At 27.8% G+C, this 18,868-nt stretch carries 20 protein-coding genes; 12 read left to right on the plus strand and 8 right to left on the minus strand.

Annotated features, from left to right (window positions below; translation table 11 throughout):
- The first annotated feature begins 910 nt into the window (after positions 1-910).
- A complete protein-coding gene (locus AVBRAN9333_RS06385) occupies positions 911-1,036 on the plus strand; it encodes a hypothetical protein (protein WP_336609628.1) in 126 nt (41 codons plus the stop codon).
- On the opposite strand, the gene AVBRAN9333_RS06390 is transcribed toward AVBRAN9333_RS06385, so the two are convergent.
- Positions 1,033-1,542: a hypothetical protein gene (locus tag AVBRAN9333_RS06390; protein WP_336609629.1), complete on the minus strand. Its 510-nt coding sequence runs from the start codon at positions 1,540-1,542 to the stop codon at positions 1,033-1,035. The two genes, AVBRAN9333_RS06385 and AVBRAN9333_RS06390, sit on opposite strands and share 4 nt — an antisense overlap.
- Before the next feature lie 10 nt (positions 1,543-1,552).
- A complete protein-coding gene (locus tag AVBRAN9333_RS06395) occupies positions 1,553-2,137 on the minus strand; it encodes a hypothetical protein (protein WP_239803345.1) in 585 nt (194 codons plus the stop codon).
- A gap of 581 nt (positions 2,138-2,718) precedes the next feature.
- Between AVBRAN9333_RS06395 and AVBRAN9333_RS06400 the strand changes: the two genes are divergently transcribed.
- Positions 2,719-4,077, plus strand: coding sequence for an alanine/glycine:cation symporter family protein (locus AVBRAN9333_RS06400; protein WP_239803346.1), 1,359 nt, complete (start codon positions 2,719-2,721; stop codon positions 4,075-4,077).
- A 44-nt stretch (positions 4,078-4,121) separates the two neighbouring features.
- On the opposite strand, the gene AVBRAN9333_RS06405 is transcribed toward AVBRAN9333_RS06400, so the two are convergent.
- Positions 4,122-5,135, minus strand: a complete 1,014-nt coding sequence (locus tag AVBRAN9333_RS06405; protein WP_214119669.1) for a JlpA-like lipoprotein — start codon at positions 5,133-5,135, stop codon at positions 4,122-4,124.
- 166 nt (positions 5,136-5,301) lie between these two features.
- Here AVBRAN9333_RS06405 and AVBRAN9333_RS06410 point away from each other — a divergent pair, with 166 nt between their 5' ends.
- Positions 5,302-5,754, plus strand: coding sequence for a Dps family protein (locus tag AVBRAN9333_RS06410; protein ID WP_214118777.1), 453 nt, complete (start codon positions 5,302-5,304; stop codon positions 5,752-5,754).
- 25 nt (positions 5,755-5,779) lie between these two features.
- Here AVBRAN9333_RS06410 and AVBRAN9333_RS06415 read toward each other — a convergent pair whose 3' ends face one another.
- Together AVBRAN9333_RS06415 and AVBRAN9333_RS06420 are read right to left on the minus strand one after the other, a co-directional pair.
- Positions 5,780-6,151, minus strand: coding sequence for a hypothetical protein (locus tag AVBRAN9333_RS06415; protein WP_336609630.1), 372 nt, complete (start codon positions 6,149-6,151; stop codon positions 5,780-5,782).
- A gap of 9 nt (positions 6,152-6,160) precedes the next feature.
- Positions 6,161-6,760 (minus strand): YigZ family protein, encoded by a 600-nt coding sequence (locus tag AVBRAN9333_RS06420; protein WP_336609631.1) that lies wholly within the window; start codon positions 6,758-6,760, stop codon positions 6,161-6,163.
- 35 nt (positions 6,761-6,795) lie between these two features.
- On the opposite strand from AVBRAN9333_RS06420, the gene AVBRAN9333_RS06425 reads away from it, so the two are divergent.
- Positions 6,796-7,275 (plus strand): hypothetical protein, encoded by a 480-nt coding sequence (locus tag AVBRAN9333_RS06425; RefSeq protein WP_336609632.1) that lies wholly within the window; start codon positions 6,796-6,798, stop codon positions 7,273-7,275.
- A 30-nt stretch (positions 7,276-7,305) separates the two neighbouring features.
- Here the strand turns inward: AVBRAN9333_RS06425 and AVBRAN9333_RS06430 are convergent, their stop codons facing one another.
- The gene (locus AVBRAN9333_RS06430; RefSeq protein WP_336609633.1) at positions 7,306-8,373 is read right to left on the minus strand and encodes a DMT family transporter; all 1,068 of its coding nucleotides are present in this window, start codon (positions 8,371-8,373) and stop codon (positions 7,306-7,308) included.
- Between the two features lie 326 nt (positions 8,374-8,699).
- On the opposite strand from AVBRAN9333_RS06430, the gene ureG reads away from it, so the two are divergent.
- Genes ureG through AVBRAN9333_RS06465 form a run of 7 tightly spaced genes read left to right on the plus strand, consistent with a single transcriptional unit; the run spans position 8,700 to position 13,572 of the window.
- The gene (ureG, locus tag AVBRAN9333_RS06435; RefSeq protein ID WP_336607634.1) at positions 8,700-9,311 is read left to right on the plus strand and encodes an urease accessory protein UreG; all 612 of its coding nucleotides are present in this window, start codon (positions 8,700-8,702) and stop codon (positions 9,309-9,311) included.
- A complete protein-coding gene (locus AVBRAN9333_RS06440; RefSeq protein WP_214119673.1) occupies positions 9,308-10,042 on the plus strand; it encodes an urease accessory protein UreD in 735 nt (244 codons plus the stop codon). Before ureG ends, AVBRAN9333_RS06440 begins: the two co-directional genes overlap by 4 nt.
- Positions 10,043-10,085: 43 nt before the next feature.
- Positions 10,086-10,388 (plus strand): urease subunit gamma, encoded by a 303-nt coding sequence (locus AVBRAN9333_RS06445; protein ID WP_214118762.1) that lies wholly within the window; start codon positions 10,086-10,088, stop codon positions 10,386-10,388.
- A gap of 9 nt (positions 10,389-10,397) precedes the next feature.
- The gene (ureB, locus tag AVBRAN9333_RS06450; RefSeq protein ID WP_214118760.1) at positions 10,398-10,709 is read left to right on the plus strand and encodes an urease subunit beta; all 312 of its coding nucleotides are present in this window, start codon (positions 10,398-10,400) and stop codon (positions 10,707-10,709) included.
- A 9-nt stretch (positions 10,710-10,718) separates the two neighbouring features.
- Positions 10,719-12,425, plus strand: coding sequence for an urease subunit alpha (gene ureC, locus AVBRAN9333_RS06455; RefSeq protein ID WP_214118758.1), 1,707 nt, complete (start codon positions 10,719-10,721; stop codon positions 12,423-12,425).
- Positions 12,426-12,433: 8 nt separating this feature from the next.
- Positions 12,434-12,874, plus strand: coding sequence for an urease accessory protein UreE (locus tag AVBRAN9333_RS06460; protein WP_239803350.1), 441 nt, complete (start codon positions 12,434-12,436; stop codon positions 12,872-12,874).
- Positions 12,874-13,572 carry an urease accessory protein UreF gene (locus AVBRAN9333_RS06465; RefSeq protein WP_214118754.1) on the plus strand — a complete coding sequence of 233 codons (699 nt, stop codon included), beginning with the start codon at positions 12,874-12,876 and terminating at the stop codon, positions 13,570-13,572. The genes AVBRAN9333_RS06460 and AVBRAN9333_RS06465 overlap by 1 nt, the downstream gene beginning before the upstream one ends.
- 64 nt (positions 13,573-13,636) lie before the next feature.
- Here AVBRAN9333_RS06465 and AVBRAN9333_RS06470 read toward each other — a convergent pair whose 3' ends face one another.
- Positions 13,637-14,905 (minus strand): MFS transporter, encoded by a 1,269-nt coding sequence (locus AVBRAN9333_RS06470; protein ID WP_336607630.1) that lies wholly within the window; start codon positions 14,903-14,905, stop codon positions 13,637-13,639.
- Positions 14,906-15,051: 146 nt separating this feature from the next.
- On the opposite strand from AVBRAN9333_RS06470, the gene AVBRAN9333_RS06475 reads away from it, so the two are divergent.
- On the plus strand, positions 15,052-18,084 hold the full coding sequence (locus AVBRAN9333_RS06475; protein ID WP_336609634.1) for a hypothetical protein: 3,033 nt from the start codon (positions 15,052-15,054) through the stop codon (positions 18,082-18,084).
- 23 nt (positions 18,085-18,107) lie between these two features.
- Here AVBRAN9333_RS06475 and AVBRAN9333_RS06480 read toward each other — a convergent pair whose 3' ends face one another.
- Positions 18,108-18,866, minus strand: coding sequence for a class I SAM-dependent methyltransferase (locus AVBRAN9333_RS06480; protein WP_214118746.1), 759 nt, complete (start codon positions 18,864-18,866; stop codon positions 18,108-18,110).
- Positions 18,867-18,868 lie beyond the last annotated feature (2 nt).

Raw genomic sequence — 18,868 nt, forward strand, 5'->3', positions numbered from 1 at the left:
TTTAAACTACTACTAACTTTTAACTTTATTACTACTAATTATTTTTAACTATCAATCGTAATTGAATATATTTGTTATTACTTTATAAATTATTGTTACCGTTATTGCTTTATAAATATTGTGTTATATAGCTACTAATAGTAATTGGAATAGTATAATCATAATTAAATATATTTATAATTGCTTTATAACTGTTGTTATTGCTATTTAAACTACTACTTATTATTTAAAATTAAATCAATTTATAACTATAATTATTTTATAACTATAATTGCTTTGTAGCCACTTTAATAACTTAATGGTTTTATATAGTTGAATTGTTTTAAAGTTGTTTAAAACATCTATAAGATAAATGTATCATAAAGTAACTGTAAAACAATTGCTTTGTAGCTTATTTATGCTTATTTAACATTAAATTATTATTGAATTAAAATTTTATCAAACAAATGAAAATTAGCTTTAAAAAGTGTCCCAAAGTGATGTAGTCACCCCATATATTAAACTATAATCTAGTTGGTCTAACGAAGTTTATCATAAAATAAACCACACAGAGTTTGTCTTAGCTTGTTAATTTCATTTGTTTAGCTTTGTAAAAGCTAGTTAGACTAGAACTATAAATGAGGTGGGGTATTTGGCGTTTAGGTTGGGTTTTTTAAGTTTGTCTATTTTTAAAAATGCTTTGAAAACCAATTGCCTTTGAAAAAGTTTTAAAAGTTGATTAGGCGTTATTAGCCACCTTTGAAAAGATTTTAGGCTTTATTGAGAGTTTGTTTTTGGTTTGTTATAAGCTTAAGTTCTATCTTGTTTTTAATTTTATTATTTTTTTGGGCTTTGCTTTGATTTTTAGTTTATTAATTTTGTTTGTTTAGCGGTGTTTGAAAGCTTTTTATGTTTGAATGGTTATATTTATTTGAGATTAATTTGGTTTATTGTGGGTTGTATGTGTGGGGGGGGGGGTGGGGGTGTCAAACAAACGAAATTTAGTAAGCTAAAACTAAATTTCGTTTGTTTGCATATTTGTCATCAATGTGGTTAATTCTTAGAAATTGTCCAAGTTGTTTTATCCGTGGTTAGTTCTATTTCTAATATATCATGACAATTAGTTGAAAGGTCTATCACATCGCCAAATCTTTTGTGAAAATCAGCTGTGTCTTCCCAAACCCCTGTAATTTGATTAAATACTTGAAGAATTGTTCTTTGGGTTTTATTTAATCGAAATTCAAAATATTCACGAGTGAGCATACCTGGAAGCATCCATTTTGCGACTACTTTATATCCTTTTTTTAGTCTATCTAAGTTAAGAGCCATATTGTGTTGATAAAGTGCTTGACTTCCATAGTAACCATCTTCAATCTCACAATTACTCCTATTGAGTCTAATTTTCCATAGGGTTACATTGTCCAAAAAGGTTATTCTGAGTGTTTTGTTGTTTGAGTAGTTAAGGTTATAGCTTTGCAATTTAAACGGTGCTTTGTTTGCCATCGCTGCTGTGCTAGTCATAAGCATTATTGCTATATATACTAATAGTTTGTTTAATTTCATTTAAATCTCCTTAATGATTTTCTATAATTTCATAAATATTTTTAGCCTTTTTAAAGGCTGGGATTAGTTCAGCTATAACGCCTAAAGCTTTATCTAAAGAATTTTTAGCTTCTAGCTGTTTGATTAGTTTTTGTGTGTTTAAATCATCATCGCTCACCTTTTGTAAAAGTGTTATAAAATCACTTTTTAAGATTTTTATTTTTTCTTTGTTTAGCGTATAATCAGCTGTATTATCACATTGCTTTTTTAGTTTTGCTTCTATGAAGTTTCTTATAGCTTTATCTTCTATGGTAAATATATAGTGAGTTTCATCTTCTTTTATATTTTTACTATTTGAGATTTGAGATAAAAAGTCTATAAATAAGCTTTCATACTCACTATCGTTCATAAACTTTACGCTTATGTTTGCTCTTAAGGCACTTACTTTGCTAGGGCTTATCTTCAAAAGTCTTGATAGCTCATCGTTTGATTTATCTAACAATCTTTTTTCTTTATCTAGTAGATATATAATATAATCATATAAATCCGTTTTGTTATAAGTATATAAGCCATCTGTTGTGATTTTGTCATAAATCTTTTTTGATATATTGCACATGAAAATCCTTTATTTAAAATCAGTATAATACCCCCCCCCATTCTTAATCTTTACTTAATTTGTATTTGAATTTATTTTTTATAATTTGAAAGGTTGTAGTAGAATTAGGTTTGCAATTTAAAATCTAATTTGCATATATTATAAGTATTTTAGAGTTTTTAATAATGTTCTAGCTTAGCTACTCATTTTTATTGCTTATTAATTAAAAAATTATTTAATTTAAAATATTTTATTTATACTACAAATAAATTATATTGATAAAATTGATTTTATAGCCTATATAAAAGCTATATTTTAATATTTATATTTTTAAGGAATTTGAATTAATGTTTATTTTGCCAAGATATTGGCGTATTTAAAGAATTTTTTAAATAATGTTTTTACAATTTATTTTTAAATTAATGAAAACACAATTTAATTATTTTATTTATTTTAATAACGCTATTTTATTAATATTTTATAATTAGTAGTATTTATTGCTTAAATTTATTAAATTAGATTGCAAAAGAATATTAATTTAAGCAAAATTTTTACTTTTTTTGTTAGACTTAAAACTTTTTAATTTATAACAAGGTTTTCATATGGATTTTCATCAATTTATTGAGCAAATTAATGGAGTTTTAGTTGCTTATGTTCTTGTATTTGCCTTAGTTGGAATAGGTCTTATTTTTACTATCTATCTAGGTCTTCCGCAATTTCGCTATTTTAAAGAAGGCTTGAGTGCAAGTTTTGGAGATTTATTCAAAAAAGGTAAGAAAAAAAATTCCGGAATAACAGCCCTACAAGCTATGATGATTTCAATTTCAGCACAAGTTGGAACAGGTAATATCATAGGCGTTGCAACTGCTATTAATTTAGGTGGAGCAGGAGCTATATTTTGGATGTGGGCTAGTGCATTTTTGGGTATGGCTACAATTTTAGCTGAAGGTGTTTTAGCACAACGCTACAAAGTATGGCAGCACGGACATTATATCGGAGGTCCTGCGTTTTATATAAAACTTGGTCTTAAGAAAAAATTAGGTGCTAATACTTGCAATTTACTCGCTGGATTTTTTGCTATTGCAATTATTGTTGCACTTGGTTGTGCGGGTCAAATGACACAAAGCAATTCTATTTCAGGTGCAATTCATCAAGCTTTTGGAGTGGATTTGAAAATCACAGGAGCAATTACTGCAATTATCGCAGGATTTGTGGTGATTGGTGGGGTTAAAAGGATTGCTAGATTTGCTGAACTTGTAGTGCCTTTTATGGCTATATTTTATGTTTTGGTTGCAGTTTATATTTTAATAGCATTTCACGAAAATATAGGCAATGTATTTTCTATGATTTTTAAACAAGCTTTCGGACTTGAAGCAGTAGCTGGTGGAGCTGTTGGAATTGGTATTAAAGAAGCTATTAGATATGGGGTTGCAAGGGGACTTTTTGCAAACGAAGCAGGTATGGGAAGCACACCACACGCACACGCAAGTGCAACTACTAAAAATTCTGTTTCTCAAGGTTTTGTGGCAATGCTTGCAGTATTTATTGATACAGCATTTATTTGCACAGCAACTGCTCTTATAATCTTACTTAGCGGAGCTGATTTAAGTCTTAGCGGTATTGAGCTAACTACTTCGGCATTTAGCATTGCTTTTGGTAGTATTGGTGTGAAATTACTTGCAATTTGTCTTGTGTTTTTTGCATTTACAACCATTATTGGCTGGTATTATTTCGCTCAAATTAATGTGCAATATTTATTCTCAAATAAAGCTTTACCTATATTTAAAATAGTGTTTGTTTTATGTATTTTTATAGGTGCTATGCTAAAGCTTGATTTGGTTTGGAGTATTTCTGATTTATGTAATACTTTAATGGTATTACCTAATGTTTTAGCGTTATTTTTATTAGCTCCAGTAGTTAAAAAAGAATTATTAAAATTTAACGAAAGTAAGAAAAAATAAGTTTTATTCCTATTTCAAATTCTAGAATTTGAAATAGGATTTTTTTATTTTATTTGAGTAAAATTCATACCATTTATTTTTATTTCCACATTATCGTTAAAGTCTTTAGGTAATTGATTTTCACTTTCTTCTATAGCTTTTAACATATTATATTTGTTTTTAACTTTTAAACTTTGCTCAAATTTGTGTGGTGTATTAGCAAAAAAACTATCAACAATTGGTCTAAATTGTTCAGGGACTTTATCAATATTTTGCATTACATATTCTTTGATAGCTTTTAAGTTATTGTTAATATTTATTTTGCTTTCAATTGAATTAATTAATAAAGATTCTGCAAATTCTTTATTATCCATATCGTATTTATCAAGTGTATCTACATTATCAATCTTATAATTATCAATATTATAAGTAATATTTAATTTATCACATATTTCAAAGAATTTATCTAATACATCTAAATCTATTGCAAAAGCTAATTCATTTTTATTATGCTTGCCGATTAATTTAAATTCAACCTTAACATTTCCATTATTTGCCACATCTTTTGTTTTAGTAATTGTGTTGATAGAATATTCATCTTTTGCTAGTTCTGGAAGTATTCCTAATTTATTATCAGAAATAGCCAACATACTAGCAAATCCTACAGCTATTTCACCTAGTTTAATTGATTTTATTTCGCTTTTATAAAAACTTTCTTTAGGAGTATTAGTTGCTAATTCTTTTATGCTAACACTTCCTTTTTTATCTCCAGTATAAAATCCATTTGTTTCAATTTTTATTTCTTCAACACTTAAAACTTTTTGATTATTTATAATAACATCAATACCTTTGCTCTTACATTCTGCATAATCACCTTTATTTTCACATTTGTAATCACTAATATTTACATTAGATGGAATTTCAAACATAGCAGTTAGAACTTTTAATTTTTCAATTTCGTTTTTAATAGAATTATTTAATGAAGTTTCAAAATTTTTAACTTGCTCATCACTGATTTTGTTTCCACAACCAATAAACATAACAGCTACTGCACTAAGTGCTAATAATGATTTTTTCATATTTCTCCTTTTTTTATAAATTTGTTAAGAATATCAATTTATAGTTAAATAATACTAGTGAAAATGAAAAATATTTTTAATTTAAATAATAAAAATTATTAAGTAATAAAAATTAATTAATCTATTTTTGTTATAATGCAACACAAATTCAATTAAAGGAGACAGAATGTCATTAGAAAAACAATTATTACAATTACAAGCTGATGCACACGCATTATTTTTAAAGTTTCATAACTACCATTGGAATGTAAAAGGATTACAATTCTTTGCACTTCATTCATATACTGAAGAAGCATATGAAAAAATGGCTGAAATGTTTGATGATTGTGCTGAAAGATTATTACAATTAGGACATAAAGCTATAGTTTGCCCAAAAGAATTAATGGAAACTTCAAAAGCTCCAAGAACTGATAAAACTTGCTTTGAAGCTACTGAATTAGTTGGACTTATATTAGCTGATTATGAATACTTATTAGCTGAGTTTAAAAAGTTAAATAAATTTGCTGAAGAAGCAGGAGATACGACTACTGCAGCTTATGCTCAAGAGCAAATTGCTAGTTATGAAAAATCAATTTGGATGCTAAAAAATACAGGTGCAACAAGTTGTTGTGTAAAATAATTTAAAGGCTTGATTATCAAGCCTTTTATTTTATAATATCTGCTGACATTTTCCATAAATTATCAATTTTTACCATTTTTCTCTTTTCATTTTTAACAAAACCATTATTAAATTTAGTAATAATTTGCACTTCAGCACTATTATTAGAACTATTTAATATATCTACTTTAATTTCTGAAATTCCACCATAATTATTAAATAATTTAGGTAATACATTTTCAAAATTAATACTTAATTGTCTTTGAAATTCATTTTCATAATAAAAACATTTATCAAAAACAGCTTCACTTGGTTGATTTGAAAGTTCGTTTAAGCAATTTTTGACACTTTTTTGTATATCTTCGTTTTTACAAGCACTTAAAAATAATAGGCTAACAATCATCATATATTTTTTCATTTTATATCCTTATAATTTATTTAAAATTAATCTTAAATCTATCAATTCTTTTTCTAATTCTTCTAATTCATCTGTGCTAAGTTCTAAATAAAATACAACATTTGCTCCAAAATCTTTAGAATAAACGATATTTAGTTTATCTAAAATATAACTTAATTTATTTATTTGGCTATATTCAAGTTCTATATAATATGATTCTTTTTTTATATAATTAGAAAGTAGATTTAGCTCATTAGCTTTTGAAATTCCTAAATTAACTGCGTTTGAATATGCTCTTACAAGCCCGCCAACTCCTAATAATGTTCCACCAAAATATCTTACTATATAACAAGCTGCATTTACAATATCAGCTCCCCTTAATACATTAAGAGCAGGTGCTCCACTACTTCCTTTAGGCTCTCCATCATCACTTTGATTTTCTACAATTTGCCCAAATTCATTTAATACTCTACTAGCATAGACTACATGAACGCATTTAAAATGCTCGGCTCTTAATTCTTCTTGTCTAGTGCGAACATTTTCGTTAATATTAAGTGGTTCAAAATAGCATAAGAATTTAGAACCCTTTACTTCAAAACTATCAAAACAAGGCGATTTTAAAACTTTCATTTGCTAATATTAGCGTTTTTTATTAAAGGATTAATATGAAAATAATTTTTAGTTTTCTATTATTTATATTTTTAGGATGTAGTTCTTTAATAAGTGGTGTGGCTTCTGTCGCAACTTCTGTTGTTGTTTTTGCAATTACAATTCCTATTAAAGTTATTTATAGTGTTGGTAAATCAGCCTTAAATGCAGCTAGTTCTAATTCAAATTCAAATGATACTAAAATTGCTAAAAAAGCATTAGAGCAAAAGAATTTCAAAAAAGCTTATGAATATTATGCAAGAGCTTGCAACGATGATGAGCCTATGGTTTGTGCTTTAGGAAATTATGCTTATATAAAATGTGAATTATTAAATGATGGTTGCAAGATTAATACAATAATAAATAATAACGCTATAAAATATTTTAGTGCAAAATTATTTTTAGATGAGGCAAAAGAGCTTAGCGGGGAAAATAAAAAAGCTTATATAAATATAGCTTGTAGTTACGATAATAGTATAAGTAAAGATTGTAAGTAATCTTCCTAATAATTTAGGAAGATTAAATATTTACTTGCCTCTAATTTTATTCATTAAAGCAGTTAATAAGCCGTTTTGGTAAGCAACAGCAAGAAGTGCAATCACAACACCAACTTTTTGTAATAATGATGAGCTTTCGCCAAACATAAGAGGTCCGATTAAAGCAACAGTAGCTATTGGACTTAAGATTAATAACCCAGCACCTAAAGTAGGGTTTAGTTTAACTGAACCATGTTGAGCAAATGTCCAAGCAGCAGCTTGACCTGCAGTTCCTAAAACTATCATCCATAACCAGTTCATTCCAGTGATAGGATCACCTAAAGCCACATTACCAAATGGACTTGTAACGCTTTCTATAGCAGCTTGTGGTAAGTGCATTGCTTTAATACCAGCAGCAGTATCAACCATAACACCTTGGTCAAATATGAAGCCATTTCCTGTGATTAAGAACGCCCATACAACAGGAGCTACAAGCTGAGCAGCACTTGAGATTAAGATAGGTTGAACAACTTGTCCATTTCCAATTCTTCCTGCTCTTCTGCTAGCGAATAAGTAAATTCCATAGCAAAATCCTGAAGTAAGACCGCAAATTGTTCCAACTGCCATAATACCAGTACCAAATACTTCTTGAGGGCCATTTGGATCAACTATACCATTTTCTAAAGCACCACCAGCTAAAATAACACCAGCAAGCATTATAGGTGCTATGAAATAATAGCTAAATGGAATTCTTTCTCTATCTGTAATGAATGCTAAAGCTGGCAACATAATTACTTGAATATTTAAAAGAATTGAAGCAATTCCTGAACCTACAAAGAATATTGAATAATTCCACGCAGTAAAGTCAATCCCTAATACAAGTCCAGCTAAAATAGATAGCCATACGCCTTTTTTGGTAAGCTTACCGATTTTTTTAGCTTCCATAATTGCAAAAGGAATAAGGCAGATAGTTCCTATCAAGCAACGCATAAAAGCACCTGTAGCTGGGTCAAAGTTAGATAATTTTTGCCAAGGTGCAGTAAAAGAAAGAAATAAAATACCGATTAAGAATATGACATAGGTCATACCTGTGGCATTTCCTCTTAAATCATTATTCATGATTTACTCCTTAAAATTATTTTTAAATGATTTTTATCTTTTTGTAAAACAAAAATACATTTTCCTATTGTAGATTGATTAAAATTAAAATAATCTTAATCTTTATAAATAATTTATTGTTTTTTTTTTTTTTTTTTATTTAAATTTATGCAAAATTTATACAAAATATGAAAATTATTTATAAAAATTAAATAATATATAATTATTATAAATAAATAATTAATAATAAAATTATATAAACTTTTTAAATTTTAAATAATTCAGCAATTTTTAAGCTTGATAAAACTAAACTAAAAGCCACAATTAATTTTTTTTAAAGGATTGTTATGAAAAAACCTGTCATTATAGGTGTAGGTGGTCCTGTTGGAGCTGGTAAAACTCTTTTAATAGAAAGATTAGTAAGAGTTATGAGTAAAGATTATGAAATAGGTGTTGTAACAAATGATATTTATACAAAAGAAGATGCCTTATTTTTAGCGAAAAACAGCGTTTTACCACCAGAAAGAATTATAGGTGTAGAAACTGGTGGGTGTCCGCACACTGCGATTAGAGAAGATGCTTCAATGAATGAAGCTGCATTAAATGAATTACAAAAGAAATTTAATTTAGATTTACTTTTTTTAGAAAGTGGTGGGGATAATTTAGCTGCTACTTTTAGTCCTGATTTAGTTAATTTTAGTATTTATGTAATTGATGTGGCACAAGGTGAAAAAATCCCACGCAAAGCAGGTGCTGGAATGATTAAATCTGATTTATTTATAATTAACAAAACCGATTTAGCTCCTTATGTTGGTGCAAATCTTGATATTATGAAAAGCGATACTTTACATTTTAGGAAAAATAAAGACTTTTTCTTTACAAATCTTAAAAAAGATGAAGGTTTGTCTGAAGTTATTAATTGGATTGAGAAAAATTGTCTTCTTAAAGGCTTAGAGTGAGCTTATTAAAAATAACACTTGAAAATAACCATTTAAAAGAGCATTACCAACAAGGTATGCAAAGGTTAATTCAAGTTCCAACTAGATTTGGAGAAGATAGCGAAAATGAAGATTTTTTTGCTTATCTTAGCACTTTAGGTGGTGGTTTTGTAAATCAAGATAATTACGCTCAAAGCTTTAAATTAGTTAATTCTAAGGCTACTTTAAGTTCTCAATCAAATCAAAAAATATATAAAGGCACATCTAGTTTAAAAACAAATATAGAACTTGATAATAATTCTATTTTAGTTTTTCATAATGATGCTAATATTTTTTATCAGAATTCAAATTTTTCAAGCAAAACTACTATTTTTATGAATGATAATTCAAGATTATTTTATTTAGATGGTGGATTTTTAGGTTATGCAAATTCGCAATTTAAAGCAAAATTATCTTTAAGAATATTTATCAATAATAAATTAAGTATTAATGATATATTTTATTATAACTCTAATAGTAGTTTAAATTCTCTTTATAATCATAACTATTTTTATACATTGATTATAAAAGGCGATGTGGAATTTAAAACAATTCATAATGAGAATTTAAAAGCTCATTCAAGTATTATTAATAATACTAATATTATTAGAATTTCATCAGATGATAATGATTTAGCTATGAAATATATTAATGATATTAAAAGCAATTTTTTGCATAAAGGAGGTATGAAGTTAATCTTAGCAAGACAATAAAAATATAATAATTTTATAAAACTAATTTTGTAAAGGAGAAATTATGACATTAACAAAAAAAGAGCAAGAAAAACTCTTATTAAGCTATGCAGCAGTAGTTGCTAGAAAGCGTTTAGACAATGGTCTTAAGTTAAATTGCCCTGAAGCAATTGCTATTATAAGTGATTATGTAATGGAAGGTGCAAGAGCAGGTAAGAGCGTAAGCGACCTTATGAACGAAGGTAAAAATGTTTTACGCAAAGACCAAGTTATGGAAGGTGTTGCTGATATAGTAAATGAAGTTCAAATTGAAGCTACTTTCAAAGATGGAACCAAATTAGTAACTATCCATAATCCAATTAACTAAGGAGGAATTATGAAATTAGGTGAAATAATTTATGCACAAGGTGATATAGTTTGCAACGAAGGTCGTGAAAGTATAGAAATTGAAGTTGTAAATACAGGAGATAGACCAGTTCAAGTAGGTTCTCATTATCATTTTTATGAAACAAATAAACTTTTAGAATTTGATAGAGAAAAAGCTCGTGGAAAGCGTTTAGATATTATTAGTGGAACTGCAGTTCGTTTTGAACCAGGTATGAAAAAAAGTGTTAAGTTAATTGATTTAGCAGGTAGTCGTGAAGTTTGGGGACAAAATTGCAAAATCAATGGTAAATTAGATAAATAAGGAGCAATAATGTTTAAAATAACTAGAGCAGAATACGCATCTCATTTTGGACCAACTACTGGTGATAGTATAAGATTAGCTGATACAAATCTTTTTGCTAGAGTTGAAAAAGACTATACAAAATATGGCGAAGAGTGCAAATTCGGTGGTGGAAAAACTCTTCGTGATGGTATGGGTCAAAACTCAAGATTTTTAGATAAAGATGTAGTTGATTTAGTAATTACAAATGCACTTATAATTGATTATACAGGTATTTATAAAGCAGATATAGGTATTAAAAATGGAAAAATACACGCAATTGGTAAAGGTGGAAACCCTGATATTACTGATGATATTGACTTTGTAACTGGAGTTGGCACTGAAGCACTTGCAGGAGAAGGTCTTATAGTTACAGCAGGCGGGATTGATACTCATATACATTTTATAAATCCTGAACAAGTTGATGAAGCTTTAAGCAATGGTATTACTACTTTATTTGGTGGTGGAACAGGTCCAAACGATGGTTCTAAGGCTACAACTTGCACCCCTGGTATATTTAATATAAAAAGAATGCTTCAAGGCACTGATGATTTACCTATTAATATAGGTCTTTATGCTAAAGGTCATGGTTCTAATGTAGAAGTGAATTTAGAGCAACTTCGTGCAGGTGCAGCAGGACTTAAAATTCACGAAGACTGGGGAACTACAAAAAGTGCTATTGATAACGCATTAAAAGCTGCAGAGATTGCTGATGTATCAGTAGGTATTCACACAGATACATTAAATGAATATGGTTGCGTAGAAGATACAAAAGCAGCAATTAATGGTAGAACTATTCATACATTCCATACAGAAGGTGCTGGTGGCGGTCATGCTCCTGATATTATTAAATTAGCAGGCGAGCCAAATATTTTACCAGCTTCAACAAACCCAACAATGCCATTTACGGTTAATACTATTGAAGAGCATTTAGATATGTTAATGGTTTGCCATCACTTAAGTAAAAATGTTAAAGAAGATGTTGCTTTTGCTGATAGTAGAATTAGAAAAGAAACAATCGGTGCTGAAGATGTATTACACGATATGGGTGTAATCTCAATTATGAGTAGTGATTCTCAAGCTATGGGAAGAATTGGTGAAGTTGTAAGTAGAACTTGGCAAACAGCTCATAAGATGAAAATCCAGCGTGGAGCATTAGGTAATGATAGTGAATATTCTGATAATGAGCGTATTAAAAGATATATTGCAAAATATACAATAAATCCAGCAATAGCAGCAGGAATTTCTACTTATGTAGGTAGTGTTGAAGTTGGTAAAATCGCTGATTTAGTATTATGGGATCCAAAATCATTTGGAACTAAACCTAAATTAATAATTAAAGGTGGATTTTGCTTACATTCAGTAATGGGAGATAGCAACGCATCAATTCCAACTCCACAACCAGTAATGCATAGAAAAATGTTTGGTGCTTTAGGTGTCGCATTACACGAAACTTGCTATAGTTTTATGTGCAAAATGGCAGTAGATGCAAATGTTGCTAAAGAATACGGAATTAAAAAACAAGTATTACCAATACAAGGTGCAGCTAGTGCTAAAAAATCTGATATGAAATTAAACAACGCAACTCCAAAAATTGAAGTTGACCCACAAACTTATGTAGTAACGGTTGATGGAGAAGTTGCATATAGCGAACCAGCTACAGAATTACCGCTAACTCAAAGATATTATTTATTTTAGGAGAAAAAATGATAGTAAAAACCATACTAGGCAATATAAAAGATTATGATACTAAAGGCAAAATGATAGATAATGTAAAAGTTTCGCCTGATGATAGATTAAAACACATACTTCGCTTAACAAGTGATAGTGGAGTAGAAATTGGCATAAGCCTAGATAATGGTCATTTTCATAATGGCGATATTTTAGGCGAAGATGATAAGAGAGTTTTTGTAATAGAATGTTTGCCACAGAGTGTAATTTTGATTAAGCCAAAAGATATGATGCAAATGGGTTTTGTAGCTCATTCAATAGGTAATAGGCATATGCCTGCTGTTTTTGAAGATGGTTTTATGATAGTTGAAGATGATTATTTAATAATTGAGTGGCTAGAAGAAAATCAAGTAAGCTATGAAAAAACGCAAAAAGTTTTGCGTCATGCTTTAAAACACGCGAGTCATCATCACTAATGTTAGGGCAGTTTTTATTTGATAGTGCCTTTGCAAATGGTGCTTATTCGCATAGTTTTGGTTTAGAAAGCTATATTTCTTGGGGCGTTGTAAAAGACGCTTCAAGCTTTCAAAAATGGTTAGAAAGTTATATGCTAGATGTATTTGCTACTAGCGATGGTGCTATTTATGCTATTGCTTGTGGTTTAAAGGGTAAAAAATTAAGTTTATTAAAATTAGCAAAAGTAGCTAATTCATCAATGGCTAGTGCTGAATGCAAGGCTGCAGGTATTAGTATGGCAAGAGCTACTTTAAAAAATACAGAATTTATGCACGATGAATATGCAAGTTGGTATTATAAGGCTTGTGAGAACGATGAATTTTGTAATCCTGCTATTGCTTTTAGTGTTTTAGGGCAAAATATGGCTGTTGAATACGCATATTCAAGTATAAAAACACTAACTCAAAATGCAACTCGTGCTATACCATTATCTTATAAAAAATCAAGCGAGTTATTACATATTAATTTAGATTTAGCTAAACGCTCTGCTGATAAATCAATGCAAATTGCTAAAAGTTTTATAGAAAAAGGATTTTTTAGTTTGCAATTATTAGATGAAAATGATTTAAATAAATATCATTTGTTTTCTACTCATCATGAATTAGATTTAGGAATGTTAGCTCACGAAAAACTTGATTTTAGATTGTTTATGAGTTAAATCATTAGAATTTGAAAATATAAAAAAAGGTAATAAATTAATAATTTATACCTTTTTTAATCTATTAAAATAATTTTTGTAATTCTTCTTCGCTTAGTTTCTTAGAATTATATTTGATTAAATAAATATCATCTTTTTTATTAATATCTATAACAAATTCGCTTTCTTTTAAAGGAGCTTTATTAGATTTATAAGTCTTAAAATCATTAGGATTATCCATAGTTTTTAGGATAAAAAACCAAATAGCACAAACAAAAGCAATCAGCATTAAAAACTCATTTTCCAAATCAGCGTGCATAAAAATCCCACATAAAAACGCTCCTAAAAACGAGCCAAAATATCCGCAAGAATTTGAAAATCCTAATACCAAACCTTTTTGTCTAGCTTTGCAAATTTTAGAAATTGAGCTTTGCATAATAGGTTCGTGCAGACAAAATGCAATAAAATATAAAATAACAGCTAAGAAAAATAAATAATAATTAGAACTTAAAAATATTAAATATGATAGGAAAAATAATGCAACTCCGCTTAATAATATAGTCTTACTTTTGCCTTTTGACTCGCCAACAACTCCACCAACTCCCATAGCCAAAAATCCAAAAAACATAGCCACGCTATAAATAATCCATAAATTATCACTATTTTTATGAAATATATTTACATAAGCTAAAGGAATTAGCATAAAGGTGCTTGAGCTTAGCATTTTTTGTAAAAAGCAAGTTAGATAAAGTTTGTTTAGATTTGCACTTATGAATGCTTCTTTAAAAGGTATTTTTTCTTGTTTTATAATTTCTTTTTCTTTAGGTAAAAAGGCTAATAATACAATACATAAAACGCTTAAAATCGCACTTATATAAAATAAAGCCCCAAGCCCTAAAAAACTAGCAATAACAGAACCCAAAATAATAGCTACAACAAAGCTAAGTCCAATAGCTCCACCCATTAACGCCATTGCTTTTGCTCTATCTTTTTCGCTAGTTAAATCAGCAATCATAGCAGTAGCAACCCCGCCAATTGCTCCCATACCTTGTAAAACCCTACCAACAAGCATTGTATAAATATCACTTGCACTTGCACAAATTAAACAACCTATTATAAAGATTATTAGTCCCATAAGCATAGTCTTTTTACGACCGATTTTATCACTTAATGCTCCAAAAGGAACACTAAAAATCATTTGAAAAATTGCGTAAATTCCAACAATAAGTCCAGCCAATACATCATTAGCTCCGTTTAACTTATGCGAATACAAGCTAATCACAGGTAAAACAATAAAAAGCCCAAAAAATCTTGAAGCAATAATAAAACTTAAAATCAAGGTATTTTTATTCATAATCTATCCTTTTTGATAAAAGATTATTTTACTCCTAAATTTATTTACCACTAATTTATCTAAATAAATTTTATTATTTTATGCTATATAATTTACAAAAAATTTATGCTAAACTAACGGAATTTTATATATTTTTGGAGTTTTATTTGAAAATTATTATATTACTTTTATTTAATTTGTTAATTTTTGCAGATGAATTAAAATTCGGTATCGTATATACTATTCAAGACAAAAATTATTCTAAACAAATAAATGATTGTTTATTAAACCCATCTTTAGGCAATGTTAATGGTTATAATGAGTTTTTAGGCGATTATTTAAAACTATGCTCTAGCTTAGGAATAAAGGCAGAGAATAATAAAATAATTTATTGTTTAAATAATGATAAAAAGCTCAACGGGGGGGGGTATTTAGATATAATCAATGCTAAAGCAAACCCAAATACATTAGAATTTTATTCATCAAGTGCTGATGATAATTCTTATAAGAGCTTAATTAATTCTAATCAAGATAGTTTTTCATTTATAGTAGAAAATAAAAATAATATTAAAACATATATAGAAGAGCTTTATAAATTGTATTCAGTGGATACTACCGGTAGAATTAAAATAGAATATAAAAAGACTTTAAATGATGCTGTTTATTATCTAATTGACCAAAGTCCTATAAAAACTACAAATAATGAAGATAATAAATTAATTAACGACTTTTATAACTACATAATAGCAAATCCAAGTGTTAATATGACTAGTGATTGGGAAGACAGATTTAAGCAAATAAGAAATATGCAAGCTAAAAATTCTCATATTTTTTATAGTGATATTTTTAAGGAAAAGGCATTTTTAAAGAATTTAAGAGCTGCATATAATGAATATTCATCATATCCTTTACCTAGACAAAACGAAGGTAAGTGCTATATTTTTGATATTTTTGCTTATGATACAAGTAATTTAGGTAAGAATGTAATTAGGTCTAGTAATTTTAAATATTCTCATCAAAATAGTAAGTATTATTCAAGTGATTTGATTACAAATTATAGTATTCATAAAAGCTCTCTTGTTAGAAAGGGTATATACGAATCAACATTCGCAGGAGAAGAAGTTAAATTTAGTATTAATTTAAGAGCTTTAAATTCGATAGCTAAAGGCGAAATTAAATTAAGTTTTTATCCAGACGCTAGTAATTTAGAAATTAAAAATGAAAAAATCTATTTAAAGGATAGAAATAAAGCTTTATTAAAAAGAGAAGCTGACGCTAAATATTATATGAGTGGTAGCAAACAATCAAAATGCCAATTAAATCTAGTAGAAAATACTAAAGAATTGGTTTTTAATTTAGGCAATTGTTTAATTAATCAAAAAAATATTGAAATTACAGAAAGAATTAGGGGTTTTGAAAGACCTATATTTCAAGAAAGTGGTAAAAGTATAATCAAAGGTTCTGTTGGCATTCCTTTAGTAAATGATTATCAAAATATATATACTTTATATACCAATAATAATGAAAAAGTAATTATAAATAATGCTAAAAACTCTAATGTAAAAAAGGCAAAATTAGTAAATACTATGCTAGAAAATGAAGAATATTTCATAGGGCTTAGCAATAAATATTCAAATATTAGTAGAGTTTATATTGACTTTTTGCCTAATTCTAATTTTGAAATTCTTAATGTCTATAATGCAAATTCTAAAATAGATAAAATCACTGAAGGTGCGTGTGCTGGTAAGTATTTATTAAATGATGAATTAATCCTTAGGATAAAGACAAATCAAGCAATCAAACAAACAAGTATTAAATATAATCAGTATTTTGAAAAGACTAATCAAAACAATGAATTAGTATGCGAACAAATGATAAATGATAATTATAACTATACTTTTGCTAGCAATGATTTTGCTATTAGACCTAAAGAATTTAGTTTAGGCATTTCATCGTTAAATCAAGAAGCATTTCAAAATACTTTAAATAGTTTTGTATCAAGAGAATTGAAAAATTATTCAAATCTAGCAATTGGAATAGCTAATTTAGTGATTAGTTATGATAATACTACTAAAAAATTTGCCTTATTAAATAATGAAAATAATAAAATTACAATTTTTGCTAACGACAATCGTGTAAGAAATAAAGAAAAATATGGAGTAGCTTTTATAAATAATGGTAAGTTTGATTTAAATATTAATTTTCCTTTAGCTACTGATGGTTTAATAGAATTAGCAGAAACTAATTTTACAAAACACGACCAAGAATTAGATATTTGTATTCAAGATGAATTTGATTTAGATAGTGCAAATACTTTAAAAAATGGAAAAATTTCTTGTTTTATACCTATTAAAAAAGCCTTAAATATTGAGTTTTTATCACAAACAAAGGCTATTAAAAACGAATATATAACTTGCAAAAAAGATATGCAAAAATGCAAACTTAATCAAGACAATTCAATAGGTATTAAAAATATAGCTTATGATAAACTTATGCTAGGAGATAATGCGGGCTTGGTTTATAATCTTTATTTGTTAAGTTCAAATTCTAATAACAAATTTGTTCCAACAAAGTTTAAAAATGATATAAATTTAATGATAGATGTAGGCAATTTAAATGGTTTAGTAGTAAATGAAGGCAATTTAAAAACCTTACACATTAGCAAAAACGATTTAAATCAAGCATTTAAATTGGCTTTTAATAATTTAGGAGAAAATACAAGATTATCTAATCTAAACGAATACTCGCAAGATGAGGCAAGCTATAAAAATACTACGCAATTTACTTTCAAAAAGGACAAGCCAAGACCTTTACAAAAGGTTACAATCAGTGTCTATGTAGATGGTAAAGATGAGTTTAATATAACTTATAATAATGTTTATGATATAGCTTATACAGGCTTAATGTTTAAAGATATTAATACTACTAATCAAGCTTTAGAATTTAAAAAAGATTATGATTTTGGGTATTATGATGAGGTAGATGGGAAATTAAGTTTTATTAAAGATAATATTATTTTAGATGATTTATTGTCTAAAATTGACTTTATACCAACCTATAACAGCACTCAATTTATTAATAATAGTTTTCATAATATTTCAAATTCTTCATACACAAAAGATACTATAAAATTTGTTCCTAAAGCAGGATTTGAGTATCTTTCAAATACTAAAAATACCTTTACAATAGAGTTTAAATAATCTTAAGCCCTTTAATATGGGGCTTATTTTTCTACGCAAAATAAAGCCCAGCTTAATTCTTGTTTTATTAAATCTTTATCGTTTTCATATAGATTTTTTAGTTTTTCAATTTGAATATCATTTAGTTTTTTGTAAGAAAACTCAACGCTTTTTTGCAAATCTTCATAAGTTTTATAATAATTTTGATTTTTTATAGTGATTTTATTTAAAGTGAAAAAATACCCAAGCTCATTTAAAATATTTGCAGCGTAAATATAATTAGGCGTTGCAATTATGTCTAAATCAAGGGCATTTATGATTTTTTCGTGTATGTAAGAATTGTCAATTTTATATGTAAAATATAGCCTTTTTTTCGTGCAGTTTAAAAGAATTTGCAATGCTTTTGCTAGGTCATTAACATCTAAACACCTACTAGCAAACACCAAATCCCAACTACCATCTAAATCATCATAAGAGCCTTGAATTATCCTTGCATTAGGGCAATTTATCTTAGCAAACTCAAGCATTTTAGGAGAAAAATCACATAAAGTAATATTGTTTATTAAAGAGTGCTTAGCTAAAAAAGCACTCCCACAAGCAAAATCAAGCAAACTATCACACCCACTAAAATCAACTTGCTTTAAAAATTCTCTCACATAAGCTTCGTGTTTTGCGTAATCATTAAAACTTTGAGCTTTTTTATCCCACTCACTTGCGTCCTTACTCTTAAAATCACTCAAATTCTTTTGCTCAATATAAAGATTTTTAAATGATATTTTAGAAAGATTGTTTGCTTTTAGCATAA

Source organism: Campylobacter sp. RM9333 (genome assembly GCF_020137705.1).
In the GTDB taxonomy this organism is placed as follows: domain Bacteria; phylum Campylobacterota; class Campylobacteria; order Campylobacterales; family Campylobacteraceae; genus Campylobacter_E.